This window comes from Sporosarcina sp. P19, from assembly GCF_002743165.1.
GTDB classification, from domain to species: domain Bacteria; phylum Bacillota; class Bacilli; order Bacillales_A; family Planococcaceae; genus Sporosarcina; species Sporosarcina ureae.
Map to the genome: position 1 here is coordinate 608,250 of NZ_PDYR01000001.1, position 26,158 is coordinate 634,407.

The 26,158-nt window shown below is 42.0% G+C and carries 26 protein-coding genes; 25 read left to right on the plus strand and 1 reads right to left on the minus strand.

Features of this window, described 5'->3' with window-relative positions; translation table 11 throughout:
* The first annotated feature begins 6 nt into the window (after positions 1–6).
* From hrcA to recO, 21 genes are all read left to right on the plus strand, one after another.
* Positions 7–1,062: a heat-inducible transcriptional repressor HrcA gene (gene hrcA, locus CSV74_RS03045; protein ID WP_051210589.1), complete on the plus strand. Its 1,056-nt coding sequence runs from the start codon at positions 7–9 to the stop codon at positions 1,060–1,062.
* Complete coding sequence (grpE, locus tag CSV74_RS03050; protein ID WP_099690514.1) at positions 1,059–1,634, plus strand: nucleotide exchange factor GrpE; 576 nt, start codon at positions 1,059–1,061, stop codon at positions 1,632–1,634. The genes hrcA and grpE overlap by 4 nt, the downstream gene beginning before the upstream one ends.
* A 37-nt stretch (positions 1,635–1,671) precedes the next feature.
* Positions 1,672–3,507 carry a molecular chaperone DnaK gene (gene dnaK / locus CSV74_RS03055; RefSeq protein ID WP_029054674.1) on the plus strand — a complete coding sequence of 612 codons (1,836 nt, stop codon included), beginning with the start codon at positions 1,672–1,674 and terminating at the stop codon, positions 3,505–3,507.
* A 136-nt stretch (positions 3,508–3,643) separates the two neighbouring features.
* A complete protein-coding gene (gene dnaJ / locus CSV74_RS03060) occupies positions 3,644–4,765 on the plus strand; it encodes a molecular chaperone DnaJ (RefSeq protein ID WP_029054675.1) in 1,122 nt (373 codons plus the stop codon).
* Positions 4,766–4,780: 15 nt separating this feature from the next.
* Positions 4,781–5,725 carry a 50S ribosomal protein L11 methyltransferase gene (prmA, locus tag CSV74_RS03065; RefSeq protein ID WP_029054676.1) on the plus strand — a complete coding sequence of 315 codons (945 nt, stop codon included), beginning with the start codon at positions 4,781–4,783 and terminating at the stop codon, positions 5,723–5,725.
* A gap of 2 nt (positions 5,726–5,727) precedes the next feature.
* On the plus strand, positions 5,728–6,468 hold the full coding sequence (locus tag CSV74_RS03070; RefSeq protein ID WP_099690515.1) for a 16S rRNA (uracil(1498)-N(3))-methyltransferase: 741 nt from the start codon (positions 5,728–5,730) through the stop codon (positions 6,466–6,468).
* Positions 6,469–6,484: 16 nt separating this feature from the next.
* Positions 6,485–7,825 carry a tRNA (N(6)-L-threonylcarbamoyladenosine(37)-C(2))-methylthiotransferase MtaB gene (mtaB, locus tag CSV74_RS03075; RefSeq protein WP_099690516.1) on the plus strand — a complete coding sequence of 447 codons (1,341 nt, stop codon included), beginning with the start codon at positions 6,485–6,487 and terminating at the stop codon, positions 7,823–7,825.
* A 67-nt stretch (positions 7,826–7,892) separates the two neighbouring features.
* Positions 7,893–8,591, plus strand: coding sequence for a deoxyribose-phosphate aldolase (deoC, locus tag CSV74_RS03080; RefSeq protein WP_369823680.1), 699 nt, complete (start codon positions 7,893–7,895; stop codon positions 8,589–8,591).
* 144 nt (positions 8,592–8,735) lie between these two features.
* The gene (rpsU, locus tag CSV74_RS03085; RefSeq protein ID WP_029054680.1) at positions 8,736–8,909 is read left to right on the plus strand and encodes a 30S ribosomal protein S21; all 174 of its coding nucleotides are present in this window, start codon (positions 8,736–8,738) and stop codon (positions 8,907–8,909) included.
* A 390-nt stretch (positions 8,910–9,299) separates the two neighbouring features.
* Positions 9,300–10,637 carry an NfeD family protein gene (locus tag CSV74_RS03090; protein ID WP_099690517.1) on the plus strand — a complete coding sequence of 446 codons (1,338 nt, stop codon included), beginning with the start codon at positions 9,300–9,302 and terminating at the stop codon, positions 10,635–10,637.
* The gene (gene floA / locus CSV74_RS03095) at positions 10,637–11,629 is read left to right on the plus strand and encodes a flotillin-like protein FloA (protein ID WP_029054682.1); all 993 of its coding nucleotides are present in this window, start codon (positions 10,637–10,639) and stop codon (positions 11,627–11,629) included. Before CSV74_RS03090 ends, floA begins: the two co-directional genes overlap by 1 nt.
* Before the next feature lie 33 nt (positions 11,630–11,662).
* Positions 11,663–12,187 (plus strand): hypothetical protein, encoded by a 525-nt coding sequence (locus tag CSV74_RS03100; protein WP_099690518.1) that lies wholly within the window; start codon positions 11,663–11,665, stop codon positions 12,185–12,187.
* A 47-nt stretch (positions 12,188–12,234) separates the two neighbouring features.
* Positions 12,235–12,492 carry a YabP/YqfC family sporulation protein gene (locus CSV74_RS03105; protein ID WP_029054684.1) on the plus strand — a complete coding sequence of 86 codons (258 nt, stop codon included), beginning with the start codon at positions 12,235–12,237 and terminating at the stop codon, positions 12,490–12,492.
* Positions 12,482–13,573 carry a sporulation protein YqfD gene (locus CSV74_RS03110; protein ID WP_099690519.1) on the plus strand — a complete coding sequence of 364 codons (1,092 nt, stop codon included), beginning with the start codon at positions 12,482–12,484 and terminating at the stop codon, positions 13,571–13,573. Before CSV74_RS03105 ends, CSV74_RS03110 begins: the two co-directional genes overlap by 11 nt.
* A gap of 56 nt (positions 13,574–13,629) precedes the next feature.
* Positions 13,630–14,541: a PhoH family protein gene (locus tag CSV74_RS03115; protein ID WP_051210593.1), complete on the plus strand. Its 912-nt coding sequence runs from the start codon at positions 13,630–13,632 to the stop codon at positions 14,539–14,541.
* 78 nt (positions 14,542–14,619) lie between these two features.
* On the plus strand, positions 14,620–16,737 hold the full coding sequence (locus CSV74_RS03120; RefSeq protein ID WP_199170303.1) for an HD family phosphohydrolase: 2,118 nt from the start codon (positions 14,620–14,622) through the stop codon (positions 16,735–16,737).
* Between the two features lie 15 nt (positions 16,738–16,752).
* Entirely contained in the window at positions 16,753–17,226 is a 474-nt protein-coding gene (gene ybeY / locus CSV74_RS03125; protein WP_099690520.1) for an rRNA maturation RNase YbeY, read from the plus strand.
* Positions 17,227–17,230: 4 nt separating this feature from the next.
* Positions 17,231–17,581 (plus strand): diacylglycerol kinase family protein, encoded by a 351-nt coding sequence (locus tag CSV74_RS03130; RefSeq protein ID WP_099690521.1) that lies wholly within the window; start codon positions 17,231–17,233, stop codon positions 17,579–17,581.
* Positions 17,582–17,609: 28 nt separating this feature from the next.
* Positions 17,610–18,023 carry a cytidine deaminase gene (locus tag CSV74_RS03135; protein WP_099690522.1) on the plus strand — a complete coding sequence of 138 codons (414 nt, stop codon included), beginning with the start codon at positions 17,610–17,612 and terminating at the stop codon, positions 18,021–18,023.
* Entirely contained in the window at positions 18,004–18,912 is a 909-nt protein-coding gene (gene era / locus CSV74_RS03140) for a GTPase Era (RefSeq protein WP_029054691.1), read from the plus strand. The genes CSV74_RS03135 and era overlap by 20 nt, the downstream gene beginning before the upstream one ends.
* 30 nt (positions 18,913–18,942) lie before the next feature.
* Positions 18,943–19,737, plus strand: coding sequence for a DNA repair protein RecO (gene recO, locus CSV74_RS03145; RefSeq protein ID WP_029054692.1), 795 nt, complete (start codon positions 18,943–18,945; stop codon positions 19,735–19,737).
* Between the two features lie 28 nt (positions 19,738–19,765).
* On the opposite strand, the gene CSV74_RS03150 is transcribed toward recO, so the two are convergent.
* Entirely contained in the window at positions 19,766–21,145 is a 1,380-nt protein-coding gene (locus tag CSV74_RS03150) for a glycine--tRNA ligase (RefSeq protein WP_029054693.1), read from the minus strand.
* A gap of 317 nt (positions 21,146–21,462) precedes the next feature.
* Between CSV74_RS03150 and ccpN the strand changes: the two genes are divergently transcribed.
* From ccpN to rpoD, 4 genes are all read left to right on the plus strand, one after another.
* Positions 21,463–22,101, plus strand: a complete 639-nt coding sequence (gene ccpN, locus CSV74_RS03155; RefSeq protein ID WP_029054694.1) for a transcriptional regulator CcpN — start codon at positions 21,463–21,465, stop codon at positions 22,099–22,101.
* An 11-nt stretch (positions 22,102–22,112) separates the two neighbouring features.
* The gene (locus tag CSV74_RS03160; protein ID WP_099690523.1) at positions 22,113–22,931 is read left to right on the plus strand and encodes a pyruvate, water dikinase regulatory protein; all 819 of its coding nucleotides are present in this window, start codon (positions 22,113–22,115) and stop codon (positions 22,929–22,931) included.
* Positions 22,932–23,098: 167 nt separating this feature from the next.
* Positions 23,099–24,907 carry a DNA primase gene (gene dnaG, locus CSV74_RS03165; RefSeq protein ID WP_029054696.1) on the plus strand — a complete coding sequence of 603 codons (1,809 nt, stop codon included), beginning with the start codon at positions 23,099–23,101 and terminating at the stop codon, positions 24,905–24,907.
* A 15-nt stretch (positions 24,908–24,922) separates the two neighbouring features.
* Positions 24,923–26,092 carry an RNA polymerase sigma factor RpoD gene (gene rpoD / locus CSV74_RS03170; RefSeq protein ID WP_099669135.1) on the plus strand — a complete coding sequence of 390 codons (1,170 nt, stop codon included), beginning with the start codon at positions 24,923–24,925 and terminating at the stop codon, positions 26,090–26,092.
* The last annotated feature ends 66 nt before the right edge of the window (positions 26,093–26,158 follow it).

Sequence of the window (26,158 nt, forward strand, 5' to 3'; positions counted from 1 at the left end):
ATGATCATGTTGACAAACAGACAATTGCTCATACTACAATTGACAGTGAAAGATTTCATCGAGTCTGCTCAACCGGTTGGTTCCAGACAACTGTCGAAAAAACCGGAAGCGCCATTTAGTTCGGCAACCATTCGGAATGACATGGCAGATCTGGAGGATATGGGTTATTTAGAAAAGACTCACACATCATCTGGAAGAGTGCCTTCCGAAAAAGGCTATCGGTTCTTTGTGGATCATTTATTGCAGCCACAAGCTCTAGGCCTGGAAGACAGCTTGCAGTTGCGTACGATGTTTCAGGAAAGAGTAGGAGAGTCTGAAGAATTAATTCGGAAATCCGCAACCATTCTTTCTGACTTGACGAATTACACGTCGATCCTTCTCGGACCTGACACATCTACGCATGCCGTCAAGAAATTCTCTATTGTTCCATTGGATCAACAACGGGCAGTGGCGATTATCGTAACGGATAACGGACATGTGGAAAACCGAATTTTCGATGTGCCACCTGGACTCACTGCTTCGGAAATTGAGAAGACGGTAAATATTTTAAATGAACGCCTAATCGGCACATCGCTTGTACAGTTGCAGCAAAAATTGCAACTCGAAGCGAAGTATGTATTTGAACAGCATATTCACCAAGCTGAACAACTATTCAGCTCCTTGCAGCAAGCGATGGCGGTGGAGCCAGAAGAACGGTTATATTTTGGCGGCAAATTGAATATGTGGAAACAACCGGAATTTCACGACTTCCAGAAGATGCAATCATTTTTTGAACTGATAGAGAAAGGCAATCCTGCCATGGGTCTTTTCAAAAAAAACGAACAAGGGATTCAAGTTCGTATCGGCTCTGAAAACAATGTGATTGATATGGAAGACTACAGCGTGATTACTTCCACGTACTCGGCAGGAGAGAATATGGAAGGTTCCATTGCAATTATCGGTCCGAAGCGGATGGATTACGGAAGAGTCATAACATTGCTGGATATACTAAGCAGTGATTTATCTTCTGCACTTCATCGGTTAACTATCGGAAAAGACGGGAACGGGAGGCAAGACACGTGAAAGAAAACCAAGAGTTCGAAGAGCAACTAGATGAAAATCTTTCCGAAAACGAGCAAGAGCCAACAGAAGCGACAGATCAGCTAGATGTTGAAGTCGTCGAAGAGCTCACTACAGAACAAGAACTCGAGAAAAAAATAGATGAATTAACGAAAGCTCTTGAAGAAGAGGGCAAGAAATTACGCGTAATGGCAGATATGGAAAACGTCAAGAGACGAGCATCACTCGACTATCAAACGTTGCAAACATATCGCGCACAAAACGTGATGGTGAATATTTTACCTGTACTTGATAACTTCGAACGTGCACTTGCTGTCGAAGCGAAAGAGGAAGAGACGAAGGCCCTCTTAACAGGGATGGACATGGTTTACCGTTCATTAGTAGAAGCTTTAAAATCTGACGGACTGGAAGAAATCGAAGCACTTGATCAAGAATTTGATCCGAACTTCCACCAGGCAGTAATGACAGGCAATGAAGAAGATAAAGATTCTGGAATTGTTTTGGAAGAACTGCAAAAAGGATATAAACTAAAAGAACGTGTACTACGACCATCCATGGTAAAAGTAAACGAATAAAAATTAAAGCATTCACATTTTAGGAGGAAAATCACTCATGAGTAAAATTATCGGTATTGACTTAGGAACAACAAACTCAGTAGTAGCAGTATATGAAGGCGGAGAAGCGAAAGTAATTCCGAACCCTGAAGGTAACAGAACATCACCATCCGTTGTAGCATTCAAAAACGGCGAACGACAAGTAGGGGAAGTAGCAAAACGTCAATCGATCACAAACCCTAACACGATTATGTCTGTTAAAAGACATATGGGTACGGACTATAAAGTAGAAGTGGATGGTAAAGAATATTCTCCACAAGAAGTTTCTGCTATGATCCTTCAATACATGAAGGGCTATGCTGAAGAATACTTAGGCGAAAAAGTAACGAAGGCTGTTGTTACAGTTCCTGCGTACTTTAACGATGCACAGCGCCAAGCAACAAAAGATGCTGGTAAAATCGCTGGTCTTGAAGTAGAGCGTATCATTAACGAGCCAACAGCAGCAGCACTTGCTTATGGTTTGGATAAAACAGATGAAGATCAAACTATTCTAGTATATGACCTAGGTGGCGGTACGTTTGACGTATCTATTCTTGAGCTAGGTGACGGAGTATTCCAAGTACGTTCAACAGCAGGTGACAATAAACTTGGTGGAGACGACTTTGATGATATCATTATGGATTACTTAGTACAGGAATTCCGTAAAGAAAACTCCATTGATCTTTCTAAAGACAAAATGGCTATGCAACGTCTAAAAGATGCAGCTGAAAAAGCGAAGAAAGACTTGTCTGGTGTAACATCCACTTCAATCTCTCTTCCGTTCATCACGGCTGGAGAAGCAGGACCATTACACATGGAAATCACATTGACTCGCGGTAAATTCGATGAATTGACAGCGAACCTAGTTGAACGTTCTATGATCCCAACGCGTCAAGCACTAAAAGACGCAGATCTTACGGCATCTGAAATCGACCGTGTCATCTTAGTTGGTGGTTCTACACGTATTCCAGCAGTACAAGAAGCAATCAAAAATGTAACGGGCAAAGAGCCGTTCAAAGGCGTAAACCCAGATGAAGTAGTGGCGATGGGTGCAGCAGTTCAAGGTTCAATCCTAACTGGAGATGTAAAAGACGTTGTACTTCTTGACGTAACACCTCTATCACTAGGTATTGAAACAATGGGCTCTGTTTTCACAAAACTAATCGACCGCAACACGACAATCCCTACAAGCAAATCACAAGTGTTCTCAACAGCAGCTGACAACCAGCCGGCAGTAGATATCCATGTATTGCAAGGTGAGCGTCCGATGGCGACTGATAATAAAACATTAGGCCGTTTCCAATTGACGGATATTCCACCAGCACCACGTGGCGTTCCACAAATCGAAGTAACATTCGACATCGACAAAAACGGTATCGTTAATGTTAAAGCGAAAGATATGGGTACACAGAAAGAACAGAACATCACGATCCAATCTAGTTCAGGTCTTTCGGATGAAGAGATCGATCAAATGGTTAAAGATGCAGAAGCACACGCTGAAGAAGATGCAAAGCGTAAAGAAGAAGCAGAACTTCGCAACGAAGCGGATCAGTTAGTATTCATGGCTGAAAAGACACTTAAAGATATAGAAGGCAAAGTGGATGAAGCAGAAGTGAAAGATGCTGAAGCGGCATTGGAAGAATTGAAAGCTGCTAATGAATCTGGAGACCTTGAGGAAATTCGTACGAAGAAAGAAAAACTTGACGAATTAGTCCAAGCTCTATCTGTAAAACTATATGAGCAAGCTGCTGCAGAAGCACAAGCTGCACAAGGCGATGCACAACCTGGTCAAGAAGACGACAGTGTAGTAGATGCAGATTTCGAAGAAGTAGAAGACGATAAAGATAAAAAATAAGTAAATCGAAATAGCTATTGACGGAAAAGTCAAAGTCCGAAATTCCGGCTTTGACTTTTTCGTTTGTTAACTCAACAAAATTTGATATCAACGTGTTACAATGGACAACAGGTAAAATGCGATGAGGGGTGCAATGATGAGTAAACGAGATTACTATGAGGTGCTAGGCGTATCTAAATCTGCTACAAAGGAAGAGATCCGCAAAGCATACCGTACACTTTCTAAAAAGTACCATCCGGACTTGAACAAAGAAGCGGATGCAGAAGTAAAATTTAAAGAAGTAACAGAAGCATTTGAAGTACTGAGCGACGAGAATAAAAGAGCGGAATATGATCAATATGGTCATAACGGTCCGGGTGCAGGCTTTGGAGGATTTGGGGGCGGAGGTGCAGATGGCTTTGGTTTCGAAGATATCTTCAGCACGTTCTTCGGTGGTAGTGCTAGAAGAAGGGATCCAAACGCCCCACAAAAAGGTAATGACTTGCAATACACGATGACAGTCGACTTCATGGATGCTATTTTCGGTAAAGAAACTGAAATTGATATCCCTCGTGAGGAAGAATGTGATACATGTGACGGTACAGGTGCCAAAAAAGGTACAAGCGTCAAAACATGTACGGAATGTAATGGTTCGGGTGAGATTTCTTTCGCTCAAAACACACCATTCGGTCAAGTTGTGAATCGCAGAACATGTCCTACATGTCAGGGTACAGGTAAAATTATTCCTGAAAAATGTGAAACATGTCGAGGCAAAGGTCGCGTAACTAAAAACAAAGTTATCAAAATAACAATTCCTGCTGGAGTAGACCAAGGACAACGTCTACGTGTAGGCGGTCAAGGCGAAGCAGGAATTAATGGAGGACCTCCTGGAGACTTGTACATCGTCTTTAATGTGCGTCCACATAAACGTTTCATTCGCGAAGAAGACGATATTATATTGGAATTGAACTTGACGTTCCCACAAGCATCACTTGGAGACGAACTCGAAGTCCAAACGGTGCATGGAAAAGTGAAGTTGAAGATTCCGGCTGGTACACAAAATGGCACAACATTCCGCCTTCGTGGCAAAGGGGTCCCAAATGTACATGGACACGGAACAGGTGATCAGCATGTCATTGTCAAAGTACTTACACCGAAAAAGATGACCGAGCGACAAAAGGAATTACTGCGTGAGTTTGCATCAATAGAAGGAGAATCACCTGATGAGTATTCCAGCTCATTCTTTGATAAAATCAAACGCACTTTTAAAGGTGAATGAAAGGATTGACTAACTGTGAAATGGTCTGAAGTTTCCGTGCACACGACACATGAAGCAACTGAGGCAGTAGCGAACATCTTGCATGAAGCAGGCGCGAGCGGAGTCGTTATTGAAGACTCCGAAGAACCTGGTAAAGAACGAGTGGACCAGTATGGCGAAATATATGCACTAGATAAAGAAGACTTCCCGAGTGATGGAGTCATTATCAAAGCGTATTTGCCTGTCACTAGTTTTATCAACGAAACAGTTGAAAATCTTGAATTGGCAATCGAAGGCCTTCGTCAGTTTTCATTAAATCCTGGACGCTTTACGATAGGCATCACAGAAGTGGATGAAGAAGACTGGGCTAACTCATGGAAACAATACTTCCATCCGGTGAAAATATCGAAGCGTTTTACTATTGTTCCTACATGGGAAGAGTATACGCCAGTGGAATCTGATGAATTGATCATCGAACTAGATCCGGGAATGGCCTTCGGTACGGGTACACACCCTACGACAGTCCTCTGTTTACAAGCACTGGAGAAGTACCTCGAACCTGGTCAGACGATTGTCGATGTTGGAACAGGTTCAGGCGTACTAGCAATAGGGGCAGCCTTACTTGGTGCCAAACACATTACCGCACTTGACCTGGATGAAGTAGCTGTACGCGCTGCACAGGAAAATGTGACGTATAACCATGCAGATGATCGCATCACTGTTTTGAAAGGTAATCTTCTTGATTCAATTGAAGAACCACCTGACATGATCATTGCAAATATATTGGCCGAAGTCATTATGTCGTTTTCCCAAGATGCTTACCAACTCGTTAAACCAGGAGGACTATTCATTACATCAGGTATCATTGGGGCGAAACGGGACGAAGTGCGTAACGACCTGATGGCACAAGGTTTTGATATTGTGGAAACGGTTCTTATGGAAGATTGGGTAGCGATCATTGCTCGTAAGGGTAGTGAATAATCATGCAACGTTATTTCCTGAATCAACCATTTAATGAGCAGCGTCAAGTAGCAATCAGTGGAGATGATTATAAACATATTGTCAAAGTGATGCGTATGACACCGGGTCAGGAAATACTGACAGTTTATGATGGCGTTGCATCGGTAGCGATGATTGACAGTATTTCTGAAGACTTTGTTATCGTTTCAGAGCAGAAACAACTGGACAAAGATCATGAGTTGCCCATTTCCGTCACGATTGCCTGCGGATTACCTAAAGGCGACAAACTCGATTTGATTACACAAAAAAGTACCGAACTCGGTATGAGTCGATTAATTCCTTTTGCTGCGAGTCGGTCGATCGTCAAATGGGATGCTAAAAAAGGCGATAAACGTATAGAACGTTTGCAGAAAATTGCCAAGGAAGCTGCGGAACAATGTCATCGTAACCAAGTGCCTGAGATTTTATCCGTCCAAAGTGTCAAGCAACTGATCATGTATACAGATTCCTTTGATGTCAAATTATTTGCGGATGAAGAAGATGCGAAAAGCGAAGTTCCGCATAAGATTGCGGACCGTCTGAAAAACGTGTATCATGGACAATCGATAGTAGTTGTTTTTGGACCGGAAGGCGGATTAGCACGGGAAGAAGCTGCTCTACTTCAAGATGCGGGTTTCCTTCCAGTGTCGTTAGGGCCTAGAATCTTGCGTACGGAAACAGCTCCTTTATATGTATTGTCCGCTATGTCTTATGAATTTGAATGAAAGAAGTGAACAACTTATGTCTTCAGTTGCTTTTCATACACTGGGCTGCAAAGTGAATCATTATGAAACAGAAGCTATTTGGCAACTGTTTCAAGAAGCAGACTATGAAAGAGTAGAGTTTGATCAGAATTCTGATGTCTATGTTATTAATACATGTACCGTAACGAATACTGGTGATAAAAAGAGTCGACAAGTAATCCGCCGCGCGATTCGTAAAAATCCAGATGCAGTAATTTGTGTGACGGGTTGTTATGCACAAACATCACCGGCAGAAATTATGGCAATTCCTGGTGTGGATATTGTCGTCGGTACACAAGATCGTTCGAAATTGCTTGGGCTGATCGAGCAATTCCGTGAAGAGCGCCAGCCAATTAATGCAGTGCGCAACATTATGAAAAACCGTGTCTATGAAGAACTTGACGTACCGTCATTTACCGATCGCACACGTGCTTCGTTAAAAATACAAGAAGGTTGTAATAACTTCTGTACGTTCTGTATCATTCCATGGGCTAGAGGATTAATGCGCTCACGTGATCCTGAAGAAGTTATTCATCAGGCACAGCAACTTGTGGACGCGGGTTATCTTGAAATCGTCTTAACAGGTATTCATACAGGTGGTTATGGTGAAGACCTAAAAGGTTATAACCTAGCTCGCCTATTACGGGACCTGGAACAGCAGGTAAAAGGGTTAAAACGACTTCGTATTAGTTCAATCGAAGCGAGCCAATTAACAGATGAAGTGATCGATGTATTGCGCGAATCTAATATAGTCGTACGCCATTTGCATATTCCGATTCAATCGGGTTCAGATACCGTACTAAAGCGGATGCGCCGTAAATACACAATGGAATTCTTCTCTGATCGTTTAACGCGTCTGAATGAAGCGTTACCGGATCTTGCCATTACATCCGATGTCATTGTAGGTTTCCCGGGTGAAACGGAAGAAGAATTCATGGAAACGTATAACTTTATTCGTGACCATAAGTTTTCTGAGCTTCATGTGTTCCCTTATTCAAAGAGAACGGGCACACCTGCCGCTCGCATGGAAGACCAAGTTGATGAAAATGTAAAAAACGAACGCGTGCACCGTTTATTAACGTTGAACGATCAATTAGCAAAAAATTATGCTGCTCGTTTTGAAGGCGAAGTCCTCGAAGTTATTCCAGAAGAAAGCTTTAAGCATGATACTGAGCAAAATCTCTATGTAGGCTATACAGATAACTATTTGAAAGTAGTCTTACCTGCAGATGAAACGATGATCGGACAAATTGTAAAAGTAAAAATCACAAAAGCGGGCTATCCTCACAATGAAGGCCAACCTGTTCGTGTACTTACAGAAGATAAAATAACGATTTAATATGGGCCACCTGTAATAGGTGGTCTTTTTCGTGCAACAAAATGTAAGATTTGTTATACTGGAAAAAATGGTGTGTAAAAAAGGAGCGCTTTCATTGACTACAAATTATGCCGCTTATATCGATCATACGCTGTTAAAGGCAGAAGCCACAAAACAGCAAGTGCTGGAATTATGTGAAGAAGCCAAAAAGTATTCTTTCGCTTCAGTCTGTATTAATCCAACTTGGGTGAAAACAGCTGCAGAAGCTTTACAAGGTACGGAAGTAAAAGTATGCACTGTGATCGGCTTCCCTCTAGGCGCAAGCACATCCGAAGTTAAAGCTTTTGAGACTAAAGATGCGATTGCTAACGGTGCGACAGAAGTAGATATGGTTATCAATATAGGTGCATTACAAAGTGGACTGCTTAAACAGGTGCAAAATGACATCGTAGCCGTCGTGCAAGCAGCAAAAGATCAGGCTTTAGTAAAAGTGATAATCGAGACTTCCTTGCTAGATGATGTCCAAAAACGTACAGCATGTGAACTGGCGGTACTCGCGGGAGCGGATTTCGTCAAAACATCGACTGGCTTCTCTACTGGCGGTGCGACTCCAGAAGATGTGAAGCTGATGCGTGCTGTTGTAGGGCCGACAATTGGAGTCAAGGCAAGTGGCGGTGTTCGAAGTGCGGAAGACGTAGATCGCATGATCGAGTCGGGTGCAACGCGCATCGGTGCGAGTTCAGGTGTTGCTATCATGCAAGGACTCTCGTCGTCAGCGGATTATTGATCAATTCAAAAGAGTAATTCGTAAAATTTATCGTGATATTCTAATAGTTTTTATTGACCAAACAAAAAATATACGTTATAATTTTAGAGTACATAGCAAAGTGCTATGTTTCGAAGTGTGTGTTTGGAGGGAGGGACAAGAGATATGACTAAGACAGTCGTTCGCAAAAATGAATCACTTGAAGACGCTCTTCGCCGCTTCAAACGTACTGTATCCAAGAGTGGTACAATACAAGAGAGTAGAAAGCGTGAATTCTATGATAAGCCAAGCGTAAAACGTAAAAAGAAATCAGAAGCTGCACGTAAGCGTAAGTTCTAATTTCTGCCTACATTGAATTTTGACATTACCTACTAATGTAATTTCTTATAAACCGAAAATCCTTCACTGGATTTTCGGTTTATTTTATTGTGTGGAATGTAAATTGGAACTGACAAAAGTCGTCCCTAGCTTCCGTCGCAATCCCTTCGTAGATACTAATTTACTCTCCCATGCACCAACCATTCACTCTCGTAACTGAACCCTCACTCCTCTATAAATTCCATTACGACTTCAACTATTCAGTTCATTTATATCCATAAAAAACCATATACCATCAAGCTATGACACACGAAAAGAAATACTTTTATTTAATTGCGATTAAATGAAACCAAATGCTACTTCAAACGTAAATAATAAGTATAATAGGCAGTAGAGAGAGGTGAGATAATAATGTCTAAAATGATTAGGTCAGTTTTTCTGCTCATTTTATTCATCAGTACAATCGCATTGCCTTTTATACACTCAGACGCAGCTGAAACAAAAGTATATCAAGTACCCCTTCACCAAGAAGTAGAAAAGGGGCTGCATGCCTTCCTACAGCGTTCATTCAAAGAAGCCAAAGCTGAAGGCGCAGAGACGATTGTGTTGGATATAGACACTCCTGGAGGCTTTGTAGACGCTGCTGATCAAATCGCAAAGCTGATGAAAACAACGGATGATGTAAAAATCGTCGCATTCATCAACGATCGTGCACTATCTGCAGGCGCTTTCCTTGCACTTTATGCAGATGAAATCTACATGACACCAAACGGTTCGATCGGGGCTGCACAAGTCATCGATGGATCTGGAAATGCAGCAGAAACGAAAGCCAATAGTTATTGGTTGGCGCAAATGAAAAATGCAGCACTTCACTCAGGTCGTGATCCACAATATGCACTGGCGATGGCAAATCCAGAAATCGATCTGCCGGACTTACGTGCGCAAAAAGGGGAACTTCTGACTCTCACTGCTGACGAAGCCGAGCAGGTGAAGTACAGTGAAGGAACAGTCGCTTCATTTGATGAGTTACTGAAGAAACTGGACTTGCAAGATGCACAAGTCATTTCCACAACGGAAACGTTTACAGAGAAAATGGCGCGATTCATCACCAATCCGGTCGTTGTACCCATTTTACTTTCTGTTGCAAGTCTCGGACTGATTGTAGAATTATATTCACCAGGCTTTGGCGTGCCGGGAAGCATGGGGCTAACAGCTCTATTCCTATTCTTCTACGGACATACAGTGGCGGGTCTCGCAGGTTATGAGACGTTGATCTTGTTCTTGCTCGGCGTCGCACTCATTATTGCCGAATTCTTTGTTGCAGGAGGGATAGCGGGGATCTTCGGGATTTTGGCTATCATCGGAAGTATATTACTGACAGGCACAAACTTGGCATTCATGGCAGTTTCGGTGCTAATTGCGATAGCCGTAGCATTGATAGGAGCGGTGGTTATTATGAAATTCTTCGGTAAAAAACTCCATCTATTGAATAAAATCATTTTAATGGATACGATGGATACGGACAGCGGTTACGTCTCCAACAAAAATCGTAACGAGTTATTACAGAAAGTGGCAACAACTATTACACCACTTTATCCATCCGGTGTCGCTGAGTTAGATGGTGAACGGATTGATGTAGTATCGGAAGGTCGTTACATCGAAAGTGGTAAAGAAGTAGTGATTGTAGAGGTAGAAGGCTTTAGAATCGTTGTTAGAGAGAAGAAGAAAGAGGAGGAACAAGGCTTATGATGGGACTAGGAACAATTGGACTGGTAGCAGCAGTCTTTATCATCATCATCGTACTGGCGGTATTCTTTACATTCGTTCCAGTTACGCTGTGGATTTCCGCAATTGCGGCAGGTGTACGAGTAAGTATCTTCACATTAATCGGTATGCGTTTACGTCGGGTTATTCCGAGTCGAGTCGTTAACCCGTTGATCAAAGCACATAAAGCGGGTCTGACAGTATCGATCAACCAATTGGAAAGTCATTACCTTGCAGGTGGTAACGTAGACCGCGTGGTTAACGCGTTAATCGCTGCGCAACGTGCAAACATTGAATTGACGTTTGAAAGAGCACAAGCGATCGACTTAGCAGGACGTGACGTACTAGAAGCAGTTCAAATGTCCGTTAACCCGAAAGTGATTGAAACACCATTTATTGCAGGTGTTGCGATGAACGGTATTGAAGTAAAGGCAAAAGCGCGTATTACAGTCCGTGCAAACATTGACCGTCTCGTCGGTGGTGCGGGTGAAGATACAGTTGTTGCACGTGTTGGTGAAGGTATCGTATCTACAATCGGTTCTTCTATCAGTCACGCGAAAGTACTAGAAAATCCAGATTTGATTTCCCAGACGGTATTGAAAAAAGGATTGGACTCAGGTACAGCGTTTGAAATTCTGTCCATTGATATTGCTGACGTGGATATCGGTAAAAACATCGGTGCAGAACTTCAGACTGAACAAGCGATGGCAGATAAAAATATTGCCCAAGCAAAAGCAGAAGAACGTCGTGCAATGGCTGTCGCTAATGAACAAGAGATGAAGGCCAAAACTCAAGAGATGCGCTCTAAAGTTGTGGGTGCAGAAGCCGAAGTACCTTTAGCTATGGCTGAAGCATTGCGTTCAGGCAATATCGGAATCATGGATTATATGAATTATAAAAATATCCAAGCAGATACAAGCATGCGGGATTCTATTAGCAAGACAGGGTCGGATCAACAACCAAAGAAAGATCAATAATAACAAGATGAATTCCCGGGAAGGGGATGCATAATGGAACAACTGATAATTTTGGTCATTATGCTGGCTTTAGGATCTTTATTCGGTAAAAAGAAAGACCAAGAGAAACCAGATCAACAACCGAAGCGTCCGACTAGTCAGCAATGGCCAGCTCAACCAACTCAACGTCAAATGAATCAGAGAGAACCTCAGCGTACGAATGCAACTCCTGTAGAGAAGCCGCGTTCGTTGAAAGAGTTATCTAAGAATCTATTTGAGGATATTCAAAAGGAATTCCAAGATCTCCAACAAGAAACGAAAGAATCTGAGCAACCTGTAAAGACACAGGCGCCTCAGTCTGAAATCTTCTATGCAGAGCCTAAGAAGCCGGCTAAACCTGCTTCTACACCGCGTTCGGAGCGTCAAACGGGCAGAGGTAGGCTACATGGAGAGAAGCAGTCCAGTATTCTTGAAGATGAACAAATTTTGCAAGAAGACTTGATTCCAAGAACTCCTCAGCAGATCATGCAAGGGATTGTCTATGCAGAAATTTTAGGTCCACCAAAATCAAAACGGTAATCATGCCGCCCCCTGTCTTTTCATAGGATGAGACAGGGGGTTTTTTCATGAAAAAATTATTCGCACTTCATCCATCCATTATTCTAGATGAATTCAACTCATTGCGGATTACTGGTAACTATCGCTTGCTCGCATTAAGCGAACAATCCGTATCCTTTCAAACGAATGACTATGTCATGACCGTCAAAGGAGAAGATGTAACGGTTCTAATGCTGACTGAACAACACGCCCACATATCGATTGATGAACTACAGGAAGTGACGGTGCGCTTTACGCCTGAGGTAGGAAACAGCTATGAGTCCTAAACGATTTGAAGTTCAGGTAAAAAATGTTCGTAACGGTTCTGTGTTTCTAAGTAGATTACAGAGAGAACATGTCAAGATCAGTAGCTTGTATGTTTCTGGAAGCGCTATGTTTTTTGAAACGGATACGAAGGGGATTCAAATCATCCGCCGTTTCAGGAGAAAATACCATGTGAAAGTACAAATCAGGCGTAAAGGTTTGGATACTGTCCAGCATCGGCTATTTGCCTCTTTGTTATTCTTAATCATCTGCTTCATTCCGCTAGTTGCCTCATTGTTTCTATGGAATATCACAGTGGAAAGTGATGTACCAGAAATTGCGCAACGAATGGAAACAAAGATGGAGAAAGCACAAATTACTGCACCCTCTTTATTATCCAAATTACCGGAAGAGGATGAAATTCGTCGGCTACTGATGCAAGATGAACCTTCTCTATCTTGGATCCGGTTCTCAAGGATCGGCACATCATTAACTGTTTCACCGATGCTTGCGCCATTGTCGACTGAAGTGAAAGAAGAAGTGAAAGAAAAGCCATCCCATTTAATAGCAAAAACAGGAGGGGTGATTACACGCTTTGCGTTAACAAGAGGAGAAAGAGCGAGTATCATTCATCAAACTGTAAAAAAAGGTGATATGCTGGCGACAGGTATTCTGGAACAAGGAGAAAAAACAACAGTGGTAGGGGCGGACGGGGAAGTATTTGCTGACTACTGGTTAGAATGTCATTTTGAATTACCGCGGACAATTAGTTATTCCATTCAAGGGCAAGAAAATCTAAACATCAGTTGGCAAAAGCCATGGAAAGGTAATCAAATAAAAAACTTAAGCTTTAGAAATCCTGTTATTATTGATAAGACGAAAGAAGCCCGCATTGAGGAAGTGTTTTTGAAAAAAGGGATGGAAGAGACCATCATTTTGCCACTAATCAAGCATGATTTATTGTCAAAGAAAACAAATGAGCGCATAATTAAAGAAGAAAACATTTTACATGTATCCTTCACTAATGATAAAGTGAGTGGGACTATACTATTTTTACTTAATGAAAACATTGCTGAAAAACGACCTATAACTCAAGGAGACTGAAAATATTGAGCGAACATGTACTTCAACTTCATATTGAAGAACCGAATGAAGCGATTATGCTTCTTGGCATTTCCGATCAGAACATGAATTTGATCGAAGAAGAATTGAACGTTTCAATCCACACAAGAGGCGAAACGATCTCGATCAGTGGAGAAGAAGAACAAGCGGTAGCCGCGAAAACATTGCTTGAAGAGTTACTGAAAGTTATCCGTAAAGGCATTAATATCAATTTACGCGATGTGGCAACGGCGATTGAAATGGCGAAGAACGGCACGATTGAATATTTCTCTTCTTTATACGAAGAAGAAATCGCACGCAACACAAAAGGAAAAGTCATCCGTGCAAAGACAATCGGACAAAGAGAATACGTCCAGGCGATTCGTTCAAGAGATTTAGTATTTTGTATCGGACCTGCCGGAACAGGAAAGACGTATCTCGCTGTCGTGATGGCAGTGCAAGCAATGAAAACAGGTTCAGTAAAGCGAATCGTGTTGACCCGGCCTGCTGTTGAAGCTGGAGAGAGCTTAGGATTCCTTCCAGGCGACTTGAAAGAAAAAGTTGACCCGTACCTTCGACCACTTTACGACGCGCTACACGATGTGCTAGGAGCCGAACATACAGAACGTCTTATGGAACGCGGAGTTATCGAAATTGCACCTTTGGCGTATATGCGCGGTAGAACGCTTGACGATGCATTCGTTATTTTGGACGAAGCTCAAAATACTACAAAAGCACAGATGAAAATGTTTTTAACGCGTCTCGGTTTTGGATCGAAGATGGTCATCACAGGTGATAAAACGCAAATTGATTTACCTCGCGGCGTGGATTCGGGTCTAAATGTCGCAGAACACATTTTGAAAAATGTGCAGGATATCCAGTTCATGTATCTGGAACAAGGTGACGTAGTCCGACATCCGATTGTGGCGAAGATCATTGATGCATATGAGAAAGAGCAGTCAACTAATTAATTGACTGCTTTTTTTGAATGATGAAGATACATAGTTCATCCATCATGTAAAGAACATTTGCTGATAGGAGGCAACTGCATGACAGCTTTAAAGGAACTGCTTTCACAACTTCGAAAAGTGAAATTTACATTTCTTTTGCTTCTTGTCGTCTCTCTTTCTAGTATCCTATTGTTTTTTCTGATGTATGGGAGTACGCAGAACGAAACGTACGAAATATCGGCTTTTGAGATTTCACCGAAAACCATACGATCACCTAAAACAATAGAAGATATCGAGAAAACTGAACTTGAACGTGTACGGGCGGAACAGGCAGTACCTAATTCCTATCGTTTTTCAGAAGATATTATGAAAAATCGCCAAGCTATCCTTGGCTCGATCTTTACTGCAGTATCCGATGTCAAAGTCGAAGTGAAGAAAGACCCTGACATGACCTCGGATACTAAGATGAAGTTGCTTCAAAAGAAGTTGGAAGGTCTTGAAAAAGAACAGATTTTATTACCTGTTACAGACGACCAACTAAAACAGCTACTTTCGGCTGAACAAGGTGATTTGAATAATTTGCATGAATTGCTGACACATGCTGTAGGAAGAGAATTATCGAAGCCATTTAAAGCTGAACAGGTGCCGATGCATCGTTATGAGGTGGAGCGCAACATTCGAGAAACGAATACCTTGCCGAGGGATTTGCTTGATGTGGCACTAGCGCTCGGTCGAATGGCGGTAGTGGAAACGGAAATAATCGATGAAGAATTGACTGTCAAGAATCAAATGGATGCGCGAGCTTCAGTTGAAGCAATCCGTATTTTACAAGGACAAGTCATCGTACGTGAAGGGCAGTTGATCGACCGTGATGTGTATCACCAACTAAAGCTTTCTGGGGTCCTCAATAATCAATCTTCACTTAAACCGACGCTCGGCATTATCCTGTTTATTTTGTTCGTATCAGGTTTGACTGCCATACACTTTGGCAAGTCCAAAAGAGATGAGATATTCAAAAAGAAAGCGCTCGGTATATTTTACATTATTTTATTATTGGCAGTCGTATTGATGAAAATCGTAAGCTACATCGATTATGAATTTGATGTCCTCATTGCATTTTTATTTCCGACGGCTCTCGTACCGATGTTGATTAAGTTATTAATTAATGAGCGATCAGCAGTACTGGCGACGATTATTACTTCTGCAACAGCTGGCATCATGTTGCAGGAAGGCTTGGCCGCCATTATGCAAATGGAAGTAGCGTTGTATATTTTATTCGGTGGGATTGTGAGCATTTATTTACTAAGTGAACATGGCAGACGCTCAACGATTCTACAGACGAGTCTTGGCGTTGCAGGATCGAACATGATGTTCATCATATTTTATTTATTGATGACACAGACTAGTTATACAACGTCAGAACTGATTTTCTATGCCGTGGCGGCCATTTCCTCGGGCTTGTTGTCTGGAGCTTTAACGATGGGGTTATTGCCGTTTTTCGAGTCAAGTTTCCATTTGCTTTCTAATATGCGTTTAGTGGAGCTTTCGAACCCTAATCATCCGTTACTTAAGAAAATCTTAGTGGAGACGCCGGGTACGTATCATCACAGTATTATGGTTGCGAATCTAGCTGATGCGGCATGTGAAGCAATTGGCGCTAACGGATTACTCGCGCGTGTCGGCAGCTATTATCATGATATAGGGAAGACCATTCATCCAGGATTCTTCATTGAAAATCAACATAACGGCCGTAATCTGCATGATGCACTGACACCCGAGAAAAGTCGTGATATGATTATAGCCCACGCGGAAGACGGAGCAAAAATTTTGGAGAAGCAACGTATGCCAAAAGAATTAATAGCGATCGCAAGACAGCATCATGGAACGAGTAGCGTCAAATTCTTTTATTTGAAAGCGAAAGAAACCAATCCGGATGTGAATGAAGACGAATTCCGTTATCCTGGTCCGAAACCCCAAACGAAAGAAAATGCGGTAATTATGATTGCGGACAGTGTGGAAGCAGCGGTGCGATCGATGAAAGAACCGACACCTGAAAAAATTGCTACGCTCGTCAACGCAATTGTGCGTGGCAAATTAGAGGACGATCAATTTGATGAATGTGATTTGTCGTTAAAAGAAATTAAACTAGTGAAACAAGCAATTAATGAAACGTTAAATGGGATTTTCCATAATCGTATTGAATACCCCAATAAGTAAAGGAGCAGAGCAATTATGATAGATTTTTATTTCGAAGACGAAACAGAAATCGTGGACCCAAGTTCGGAGGCATTGATCAAGGATTTACTGACTCACGCGTCAATCATGGAGAAAATGGAAGGTCTATATGAGTTATCTATTACGTTTATGGATGATGAATCCATCCAAGCGGTGAATGCTGAGTACAGAGGCAAAGACCGTCCAACTGACGTGATTTCATTTGCGCTAGAAGAGTTGTCTGAAGGAGAAGTGGCGATTGTTCATGAAAGCGATATGCCTGTTGTTCTAGGAGATATCATTATTTCTATTGATACGGCTAGACGTCAGGCTATTGAATACAATCACTCGTTCGAGCGGGAACTCGGGTTTCTTGCATTACATGGTTTCTTGCATTTACTCGGATATGATCATCTCGATGAAGAAGAAGAACGTGAGATGTTCGGTAGGCAGACAGAGATTTTAACTGCATTCGGTCTGGAACGGCAGTGAGTGTATGGGGAAATTCTTGAAATCATTCATCTATGCGTGGGAAGGTATTAAAGACGGCTTTAGGCAAGGTCGGAATATGAAGTCTCACGGTTTATCGGCAATGATCGTGTTGATTGCAGGCTGGTTCACCGGTCTTTCGCAAATAGAATGGATGATTATTTTTATCGTCATTGCAGGTGTAATGGCGCTCGAATTAATGAATACAGCAGTGGAATATGTTGTGGATCTAGTCACAACCGAATTTCATCCGCTAGCTAAAAAAGCAAAAGACGTTGCAGCCGGATCCGTTTTCGTGTTTGCTATAGCGAGCGCGATTATCGGCTGTATCATTTTCTTTCCGAAATGGTTTGGATAATAAGATTAAATGAAGAGGTGGTAAGTAGATGCAAGTAGAACAATTAATGAATGAAGCAAAGCAAGCGATGAAGATGGCCTATGTTCCCTATTCAAAATTTCCAGTAGGTGCTGCATTAGAGACTGCAGATGGTACCATTTATCGTGGATGTAATATTGAAAACTCTGCCTACGGATTATCCAATTGCGCAGAGAGAACAGCTATTTTCAAAGCTGTATCCGAAGGTATCAAGTCGTTCAAGTCGATTACTGTAATTGGTGATACGGACGGTCCAATCGCGCCATGCGGTTCTTGCCGCCAAGTCATTGCAGAATTTTGTGCGCCGGACATGCCTGTGTACTTGACGAACTTGAAGGGTCACTTACAAGAAACAACAGTAGACCAGCTATTGCCGGGTGCTTTTTCCAAGGAGGATTTAGATTATGCAGAAGAACAACTTTAAGTCAGGCTTTATTTCCATCATCGGACGACCGAATGTAGGGAAATCTACTTTTATTAACCGTATGGTCGGTCAAAAAATCGCAATCATGAGCGATAAGCCGCAAACTACACGAAACAAAGTACAGGGAATCGTCACAACCGATACATCTCAAATGATTTTTATAGATACGCCAGGTGTCCACAAACCGAAACACCGTCTTGGTGATTTCATGTTGAAAGTGACACGCAGTACGTTAAGTGAAGTCGATGTCATCATGTTTATGGTCAATGCGGATGAAAAGATCGGTACAGGTGACCGGTTCATTATGGAATGGCTCGTGAAGTCCGAGACTCCTGTATTTTTGGTCATCAATAAAATCGACCTAGTGCATCCTGATCAATTATTCGAAATCATTACATCGTACACAAATGAAATGAAGTTTGCAGAAGTAGTTCCGATTTCTGCACTCAATGGCAATAATATTGAACGATTGGTGGAAACACTGGAAAGCTACTTAGAAGAAGGGCCACAATTTTATGATGCAGAGCAAGTAACCGATCACCCGGAACGCTTCATCATTTCCGAAATGATCCGTGAAAAAGTATTGCACACAACACGTGAAGAAATTCCCCACTCGATTGCAGTGGCGATTGAAAGCATCGAGCAGGATCCAGTAACCGATAAAACGCATATCCGCGCGACTATCATAGTGGAGCGTGATTCGCAAAAGGGGATTGTCATAGGTAAAGGTGGAAAGCTCCTAAAAGAAGTCGGTGTGAAAGCAAGAAAAGATATCGAAATGTTACTTGGACATAAAGTATATTTAGAGCTATGGGTGAAAGTCCAAAAAGACTGGCGTAACCGTCCAAGTCGTTTGAAAGAATTTGGATTTAACGAGGAAGACTACTAAGCGGTCTGTCCTGATGAAGGAGAGAGCGCGTTGCTGAATAAGTTGGAAGGCTTTATTATCAAAAGTATCCCTTACGGAGAATCCAATAAAATCGTGACGATCTATACGAAAGAAGCGGGGAAGATTACGACGATGGCGAGAGGTGCCAAAAAGCCTGCGAGTCGCTTAGCTGCCATTACACAAACGTTTACTCACGGCTATTTTCTTGTTCGTGCAAGCAGAGGTATGGGGTCGCTTGAACAAGGCGAGTTGATCAGCAGTGTCCGTCACATTCGCTCTGATTTAGAAACGACGGCATATGCTGGATTGATTGTAGAATTGCTTGATCGTCTAACGGAATCCGAACAGCCAAATGCAAGCATATTTCGTTTGCTAGGTGAGTCATTTAACGCTATGGAAGAAGGCTATGATGCAGAAGCCATCTCACTGTTCGTTCAGTGGAAGATGCTGCCGGTTGCAGGCATACATCCTATACTTCATGAGTGTGCGAGTTGCGGCGCTACAGAAGGTGAATTCGCTTTTTCCTTTCAACAGATAGGTTTTCTCTGTCATCGCTGCTTTCACGTAGATCCGTACATCATTCGTCTGTCGCCTACACAAATCAAGTTGATCCGAATGTTTTACAATGTTCCGCTTGATCAAATTGGTAAGCTGACGTTGAAGAAACCGACGAAGACATTTATGGCGAAGCTTGTTTCAACGATTTATCAGGAGCAAACAGGGATTTTTCTGAAATCTAGAAAGTTCATCGAACAACTGGAACGTACACCTGAATTGCAAAAACCAAAAAGACAAACTAAAGAAAGCCCAGAAGAGGAAGGCTAATGCCAACTTCTCCTGGGCTTTTCTATAGTTAAAACTGTAGGTGCTTTTGGATATATGCTGTAACGTCTGCAATTGGCATACGTTCTTGTTCCATGGAATCACGGTGACGAACAGTTACTTGTTGGTCTTCCAGTGAATCGAAGTCAAATGTAATACAGAATGGTGTTCCAATTTCATCTTGACGACGGTAACGACGTCCGATAGATTGGGAATCATCATATTGTACTGGGAAATGCTTTGAAAGCTCTGCATATACTTTCTGTGCATCATCTGCAAGTTTTTTAGATAATGGCAGTACAGCTGCTTTGATTGGTGCTAATGCTGGGTGGAAACGAAGAACAGTACGTGTATCGCCGTCTTCAAGTTCCTCTGTATCAAATGCATCACATAAGAATGCCAACGTGACGCGGTCCGCTCCAACGGAAGGTTCGATACAGTATGGTACGTATTTTTCATTCGTAATTGGATCTTGATAATGGAAGTCTTCGCCTGAATATTCCATATGACGCTTCAAATCGAAGTCCGTACGGTTCGCGATTCCCCATAGCTCACCCCAACCAAATGGGAATTTGTATTCAATATCCACAGTTCCTTTAGAATAATGGGACAGCTCATCTTCGTTGTGTTCGCGAAGACGGATATTGTCTTTGTTCAAACCAAGATTCAATAACAAGTTTTCTGACTGGTCAATCCAGTACTTATACCACTGCTCATCTTCGCCTGGCTTACAGAAGAATTCAAGTTCCATTTGTTCGAATTCACGAGTACGGAATGTGAAGTTACCCGGTGTGATTTCGTTACGGAAACTTTTTCCGACTTGTGCAATACCAAAAGGTACTTTCTTTCTCATAGAGCGTTGAACATTTTTAAAGTTCACGAAGATCCCTTGTGCCGTTTCCGGACGTAAAAAGATTTCGTTAGCAGAGGAGTCAGTTACACCTTGGCTTGTTTTGAACATTAAGTTGAATTGACGGATTTCTGTATAATCCAATGCGCCACATGTAGGGCATTTGATTTCATGTTCTTGAATCAAATCGAACATTTTATCGAACGGCAGGCCATCTACGACCATTTCAATTCCCTTCGCATCCAATGCTTCTTCGATTAATTTATCTGCACGGTGACGGGTATTACATTTTTTACAGTCGATCATCGGATCATTGAAGTTTCCAATATGACCGGATGCTTCCCAAACTTTCGGGTTCATCAGGATCGCGGAATCAAGACCTACGTTGTAAGGGGATTCCTGGATGAATTTCTGCCACCAAGCACGCTTGATATTGTTTTTTAGTTCGACACCTAGTGGACCATAATCCCAAGTGTTCGCCAAACCACCATAAATATCAGACCCTGGGAATACGAATCCTCGTTGTTTTGAAAGATTGACTACTTGTTCCATAGATAACATTCTAAACGCCTCCAATTAAAATAAGCACACGTCTCCGGACATGAAAATCATGTCCGGGGACGAGTGCATGATAACCCGCGGTTCCACCCCGATTGGTTTTTCAACCCACTTTCATAATGAACATTTCAACTCCCGGCTGCCGTTTTCGTGTAGGTACAGGCTTTCACTATCCCTGTTCGCTCAAAATATACACTACTTATTGACCGTTCTTCGTTTACTTCGTTCAAAATTAGTGTAGCATGCTTCTCCTTTCTTCGCAATAGCGAGCGCGTTGATATATAATTAGTGAGTAAATACAACTTTGAAGTCTGAAGGCGGTGACATGTTTGGAATTAAATACACGTCAGAATGAAATCCTCGACATCGTCAAAGGAAACGGTCCGATTACAGGAGAGCAAATTGCTGAACGTTTGCATTTGGCGCGCGCTACCATCCGGCCGGATCTAGCAATCTTGACGATGGCTGGATTTTTGGATGCACGACCGCGTGTAGGTTATTTCTATTCTGGCAAGAAACCTATCAAATCCGTCGCGGATGGCATGGTAGATATGATTGTGGCCAATTATCAATCAAGACCAGTCGTCATCACCGAAAATCTATCTGTATATGACGCGATTTGCCAGCTGTTTTTAGAAGATGTAGGTACACTATTCGTAGTAGACCAGCAGTCGTTATTGACAGGCGTTGTGTCACGTAAGGATTTGCTGAGAACGAGCATCGGAAGAACAGGATTAGAAAAGATACCCGTGCATGTCATAATGACAAGAATGCCGAATGTCACATATTGCAAAAAAGAAGATACACTCATTTCTGTTGCCAAAAAAATGATGGACAGCCAAATTGATTCATTACCTATAGTTCAAGAACGTGAACATGGACTTGAAGTAATGGGGCGAGTGACGAAAACAAATATTACCGCCGCTTTTCTTTCATTAGTGGAAGATCAAGATGTATGAGGAGTGACAGGATGACAAAATTCACATTATTCATTGTCTCGGATTCTGTCGGGGAAACTGCAGGCCTTGTGACGAAAGCAGCCGCAAGTCAGTTTCGTCATGATTTAGAGACTGTTTCCATTAAAAGATTTTCGTATATAGAAGAGAATTCGCAATTGGAAGAAATCGTGTTCTTAGCAAAGCAACAACAAGCATTGATTGTTTTTACATTGGTCAAAAGCCAAATGAGGGAGCAGCTACATCTACTTTGCGAAGAATTGAAAGTACCTGCCGTAGACTTGCTTGGTCCATTGATTGAGAAAATGGGAGACCGGTTGAAACAAGTACCGTTTGAAGAGCCGGGTCTTGTCAGAAAGTTGGACGATGATTATTTTAAGAAAATCGAAGCGATTGAGTTTGCGGTTCGCTATGACGATGGAAGAGACACACGTGGCATATTAGAAGCGGATATTGTTTTAATCGGTGTCTCACGAACTTCCAAAACGCCGTTATCTCAATTCCTTGCGAATAAAGGTTTTAAAGTGGCCAATGTGCCGCTTGTGCCTGAAGTGGACCCGCCATCAGAACTGTTTTCCATTGATCCTGCAAAGTGCTTCGGCTTATGTATTTCCGTTGAGCAATTGAATTCTATTCGAAAATCCCGCTTGGAGACATTAGGCTTGAATGATGATGCAAACTATGCGACAATAGCACGTATTCAACAAGAGATCGACTATTTTAATAGAATTACTACACGTGTCGGTTGTAACGTCATCGATGTGACGAATCGCGCGGTAGAAGAGACAGCCAATACGATTCTAAAAGCATTTTCAGCAAGGAAGGCCAACTGAACGAACTAGTTGGGTCTTCTTTTTTCTGTGTGTCTCCACTCAGCTAACATGTCATAAATGTGACATAAATGCAGATACTGAAAATATTTATAGCGAAAAATGTCGATAAAGAAGGGTTTTTGGAAAACGTCTAGAATTTATGTATATAGAGTGGAAATGGTGATAGAATGACAAGAATATCTGACGAAACAATTGAGGAAATCCGTTCAGGAACCGATATTGTCGATTTGATCAGTGAATATGTCCAATTAGCAAAAAGAGGTAAAAATTGGTTTGGACTCTGTCCGTTCCACGAAGAAGGTAGCCCGTCTTTCTCTGTTTCCGAAGACAAGCAACTATTCCATTGTTTTGGTTGTGGAGCAAGCGGTAATGCCATTACGTTCATGATGGATATGGAAAATCGGTCATTCATCGACTCAATCGTCAAACTAGGCAGCCGAATGGGATTGGAGTTGGAAAGTTCCCAAACAGATAACCAAGCGTCAACATCCTCATCAAACCATAAGATGCTGAAGGCCTATACACTGGCTGCTAATTTTTACAGCCATCTGCTCTTAAACACCATAGAAGGCGAAAAAGCATTAGAATATCTAGAAAAAAGAGGATTTACGCGTAACGAGATAGAACAGTATGAAATAGGATGGTCTCCTGTTCAGTCAGATGCCTTATCGGCACTGCTAAAGAGACAAGGTTTTGACATGAAGGAAATGGAAACGGCAGGGCTTTGTTTCCATAAGGAAGATGGCTCAGGTTATTTTGACCGTTTCAGGGGAAGGATCATGTTTCCGATTCAGGATGATAATGGTGCAACTATCGCATTCTCCGGCAGAAGGTTGGAGGATTCTTCTTCTGAGGCTAAATATATCAATAGTCCAGAAACTCCCGTCTTTGAAAAGAGTAAGGTTTTGTTTAATTTTCACCGTGCACGTCTTAATGTTCGAAAAACGGGTAAAGTAGTACTATTCGAAGGTTTCATGGACACGATTGCAGCAGATCGTGGCGGAATAGGAAATACGGTGGCTGTTATGGGTACTGCATTATCCGCGCATCATATCGTGAAATTAAAGCGAATGGCAAAAAAGATAGTCATTTGCTGTGATGGTGATTCAGCTGGCTGGGGGGCTGCCAAACGATTTGCCGACCAACTAATGGATAGCGGAATGGATGTACTGGTTGCCACTTTACCTGATAAAATGGACCCTGATGACTATATCGGTCAACATGGTTCAGATGTATTTTCAGAAAAGGTGCTTGATCAAGCGCTATCATATATTTCTTTTGTAGCAGCCTACTATAGAAGAGATAAGAATTTATCCGTTGATCATGACATCAAGCAATACGTACATGAAGTATTTGATGAACTGGCTCACCGTTGTTCTCCTATTGAGAAAGACTTATTGATCCAGCAACTCCACAATGAAACACAGGCTTCAAAAGAATCACTTGGTCAAGAATTCACCAAGTCGATTGCAAAAAAGGCGAAACAATCGCGAGATACAAGTCCTGAAGAAAGCAGAACTGTGCATGTTACAAAAGCTCCGGCGAATCGTGCAGAAACAGATCGTGCGGAACAATTACTTCTTGCGCATCTGCTGATGGACGCAGATCTATTCGAAGAAAAACGGCTGGAACTTCAAGATTTATTTGTAAGAGATGACGTCATCAAAATATTCTTTAAGTTAGCAGCGTTTTATGAGCAATATGATTTGCCAAACTATCAGCGGTTTGCAGAAACGTTGGAAGACCGGCAACTGAAAAAAGTAGTCATGGAAGCCATCTTAACTGAACGTTCACAGGAGCATACCACACAAGAAGTAAATGACTGTATCCGTCATTTAAAAAGAAATCAAATTAAACGTCTAATTGATCAAAAGCGATACGAATCAAAAGAAGCAGAAAAAAGGAACGACCTACTAAAAGCAATGGAGTTGGCCTCGGAAGTAATCCAGCTTGTGAGATCGTTAAAGGTTCTGTAAGGAGGTATAGTCACTATGACAAAAGAAGAACAAACGGGAGAAGTAGAATTGACTCTTGAAGAAGCAAAAGCGGCTATTATTGAAGCGGGTAAAAAAGCAGGTGAGCTAACACTAGAGGATGTAACGGAAAAACTGGCATCCTTTGAAATGGAGCCTGAGCAATTCGAAGAGTTTCTTGACCAGATAGAAGCACAAGAAATTGAAATGGACAGAAAAGAAGAAGCTGATCCCAAGGCTGAAAAAGAAGAGCAATTTGATTTAAATGACTTAAGTGTACCGCCAGGTGTCAGAATCAACGATCCAGTCCGTATGTATTTGAAAGAAATTGGACGAGTGGATTTATTGACGGGTAAAGAAGAAGTAGATTTGGCGATCCGTATTATTGATGGTTTAGCTTCTGAAGCTATCCTTGAAGAAACAGGGGAAATGACACCTGAAATAGAAACAAGTATTATACGTGGTGAGAATGCCAAAAAGAAATTGGCTGAAGCGAACTTACGTTTAGTTGTCAGTATCGCGAAACGCTATGTCGGTCGCGGCATGCTATTCTTAGATTTGATCCAAGAAGGAAATATGGGTCTTATTAAAGCTGTTGAGAAGTTTGACCATACGAAGGGCTTTAAATTCAGTACGTACGCAACTTGGTGGATTCGTCAGGCAATCACTCGCGCAATCGCAGACCAGGCACGTACGATCCGTATTCCTGTGCATATGGTGGAAACAATTAATAAATTGATTCGTGTCCAACGTCAATTACTCCAAGATTTAGGACGAGAGCCTTCACCTGAAGAAATTGGAGAAGAAATGGACTTGACTCCAGAAAAAGTTCGTGAAATCTTGAAGATAGCTCAAGAACCGGTATCATTGGAAACGCCAATTGGTGAAGAAGATGACTCTCATCTAGGCGATTTTATCGAAGACTCGGAAGCACAGTCTCCTTCAGACCATGCAGCTTATGAATTGCTGAAGGAACAGCTTGAAGACGTGTTAGATACGTTAACAGATCGTGAAGAAAATGTATTACGTTTACGCTTTGGTCTAGATGATGGCCGTACGCGTACGCTTGAAGAAGTGGGCAAAGTATTTGGTGTTACGCGTGAGCGTATTCGTCAAATCGAGGCAAAGGCACTTAGAAAGTTACGCCACCCATCACGCAGCAAACGTCTCAAAGACTTCTTAGAATAATAAGTGCATCGGCTTGATATAGCCGATGCTTTTTATTCTTTAGTGAAAAAAAGAAGATTGATACTA

What these genes read in the sequence shown, in the direction of transcription:
- hrcA (WP_051210589.1), top strand. Translation starts at nt 7, where the DNA reads ATGTTGACAAACAGACAATTGCTCATACTACAATTGACAGTGAAAGAT.
- dnaK (WP_029054674.1), top strand. Translation starts at nt 1,672, where the DNA reads ATGAGTAAAATTATCGGTATTGACTTAGGAACAACAAACTCAGTAGTA.
- dnaJ (WP_029054675.1), top strand. Translation starts at nt 3,644, where the DNA reads ATGAGTAAACGAGATTACTATGAGGTGCTAGGCGTATCTAAATCTGCT.
- CSV74_RS03070 (WP_099690515.1), top strand. Translation starts at nt 5,728, where the DNA reads ATGCAACGTTATTTCCTGAATCAACCATTTAATGAGCAGCGTCAAGTA.
- mtaB (WP_099690516.1), top strand. Translation starts at nt 6,485, where the DNA reads ATGTCTTCAGTTGCTTTTCATACACTGGGCTGCAAAGTGAATCATTAT.
- deoC (WP_369823680.1), top strand. Translation starts at nt 7,893, where the DNA reads ATGGTGTGTAAAAAAGGAGCGCTTTCATTGACTACAAATTATGCCGCT.
- rpsU (WP_029054680.1), top strand. Translation starts at nt 8,736, where the DNA reads ATGACTAAGACAGTCGTTCGCAAAAATGAATCACTTGAAGACGCTCTT.
- CSV74_RS03090 (WP_099690517.1), top strand. Translation starts at nt 9,300, where the DNA reads ATGTCTAAAATGATTAGGTCAGTTTTTCTGCTCATTTTATTCATCAGT.
- floA (WP_029054682.1), top strand. Translation starts at nt 10,637, where the DNA reads ATGGGACTAGGAACAATTGGACTGGTAGCAGCAGTCTTTATCATCATC.
- CSV74_RS03100 (WP_099690518.1), top strand. Translation starts at nt 11,663, where the DNA reads ATGGAACAACTGATAATTTTGGTCATTATGCTGGCTTTAGGATCTTTA.
- CSV74_RS03105 (WP_029054684.1), top strand. Translation starts at nt 12,235, where the DNA reads ATGAAAAAATTATTCGCACTTCATCCATCCATTATTCTAGATGAATTC.
- CSV74_RS03110 (WP_099690519.1), top strand. Translation starts at nt 12,482, where the DNA reads ATGAGTCCTAAACGATTTGAAGTTCAGGTAAAAAATGTTCGTAACGGT.
- CSV74_RS03115 (WP_051210593.1), top strand. Translation starts at nt 13,630, where the DNA reads ATGCTTCTTGGCATTTCCGATCAGAACATGAATTTGATCGAAGAAGAA.
- CSV74_RS03120 (WP_199170303.1), top strand. Translation starts at nt 14,620, where the DNA reads ATGACAGCTTTAAAGGAACTGCTTTCACAACTTCGAAAAGTGAAATTT.
- ybeY (WP_099690520.1), top strand. Translation starts at nt 16,753, where the DNA reads ATGATAGATTTTTATTTCGAAGACGAAACAGAAATCGTGGACCCAAGT.
- CSV74_RS03130 (WP_099690521.1), top strand. Translation starts at nt 17,231, where the DNA reads ATGGGGAAATTCTTGAAATCATTCATCTATGCGTGGGAAGGTATTAAA.
- CSV74_RS03135 (WP_099690522.1), top strand. Translation starts at nt 17,610, where the DNA reads ATGCAAGTAGAACAATTAATGAATGAAGCAAAGCAAGCGATGAAGATG.
- era (WP_029054691.1), top strand. Translation starts at nt 18,004, where the DNA reads ATGCAGAAGAACAACTTTAAGTCAGGCTTTATTTCCATCATCGGACGA.
- CSV74_RS03150 (WP_029054693.1), bottom strand. Translation starts at nt 21,145, where the DNA reads ATGTTATCTATGGAACAAGTAGTCAATCTTTCAAAACAACGAGGATTC.
- CSV74_RS03160 (WP_099690523.1), top strand. Translation starts at nt 22,113, where the DNA reads ATGACAAAATTCACATTATTCATTGTCTCGGATTCTGTCGGGGAAACT.
- dnaG (WP_029054696.1), top strand. Translation starts at nt 23,099, where the DNA reads ATGACAAGAATATCTGACGAAACAATTGAGGAAATCCGTTCAGGAACC.
- rpoD (WP_099669135.1), top strand. Translation starts at nt 24,923, where the DNA reads ATGACAAAAGAAGAACAAACGGGAGAAGTAGAATTGACTCTTGAAGAA.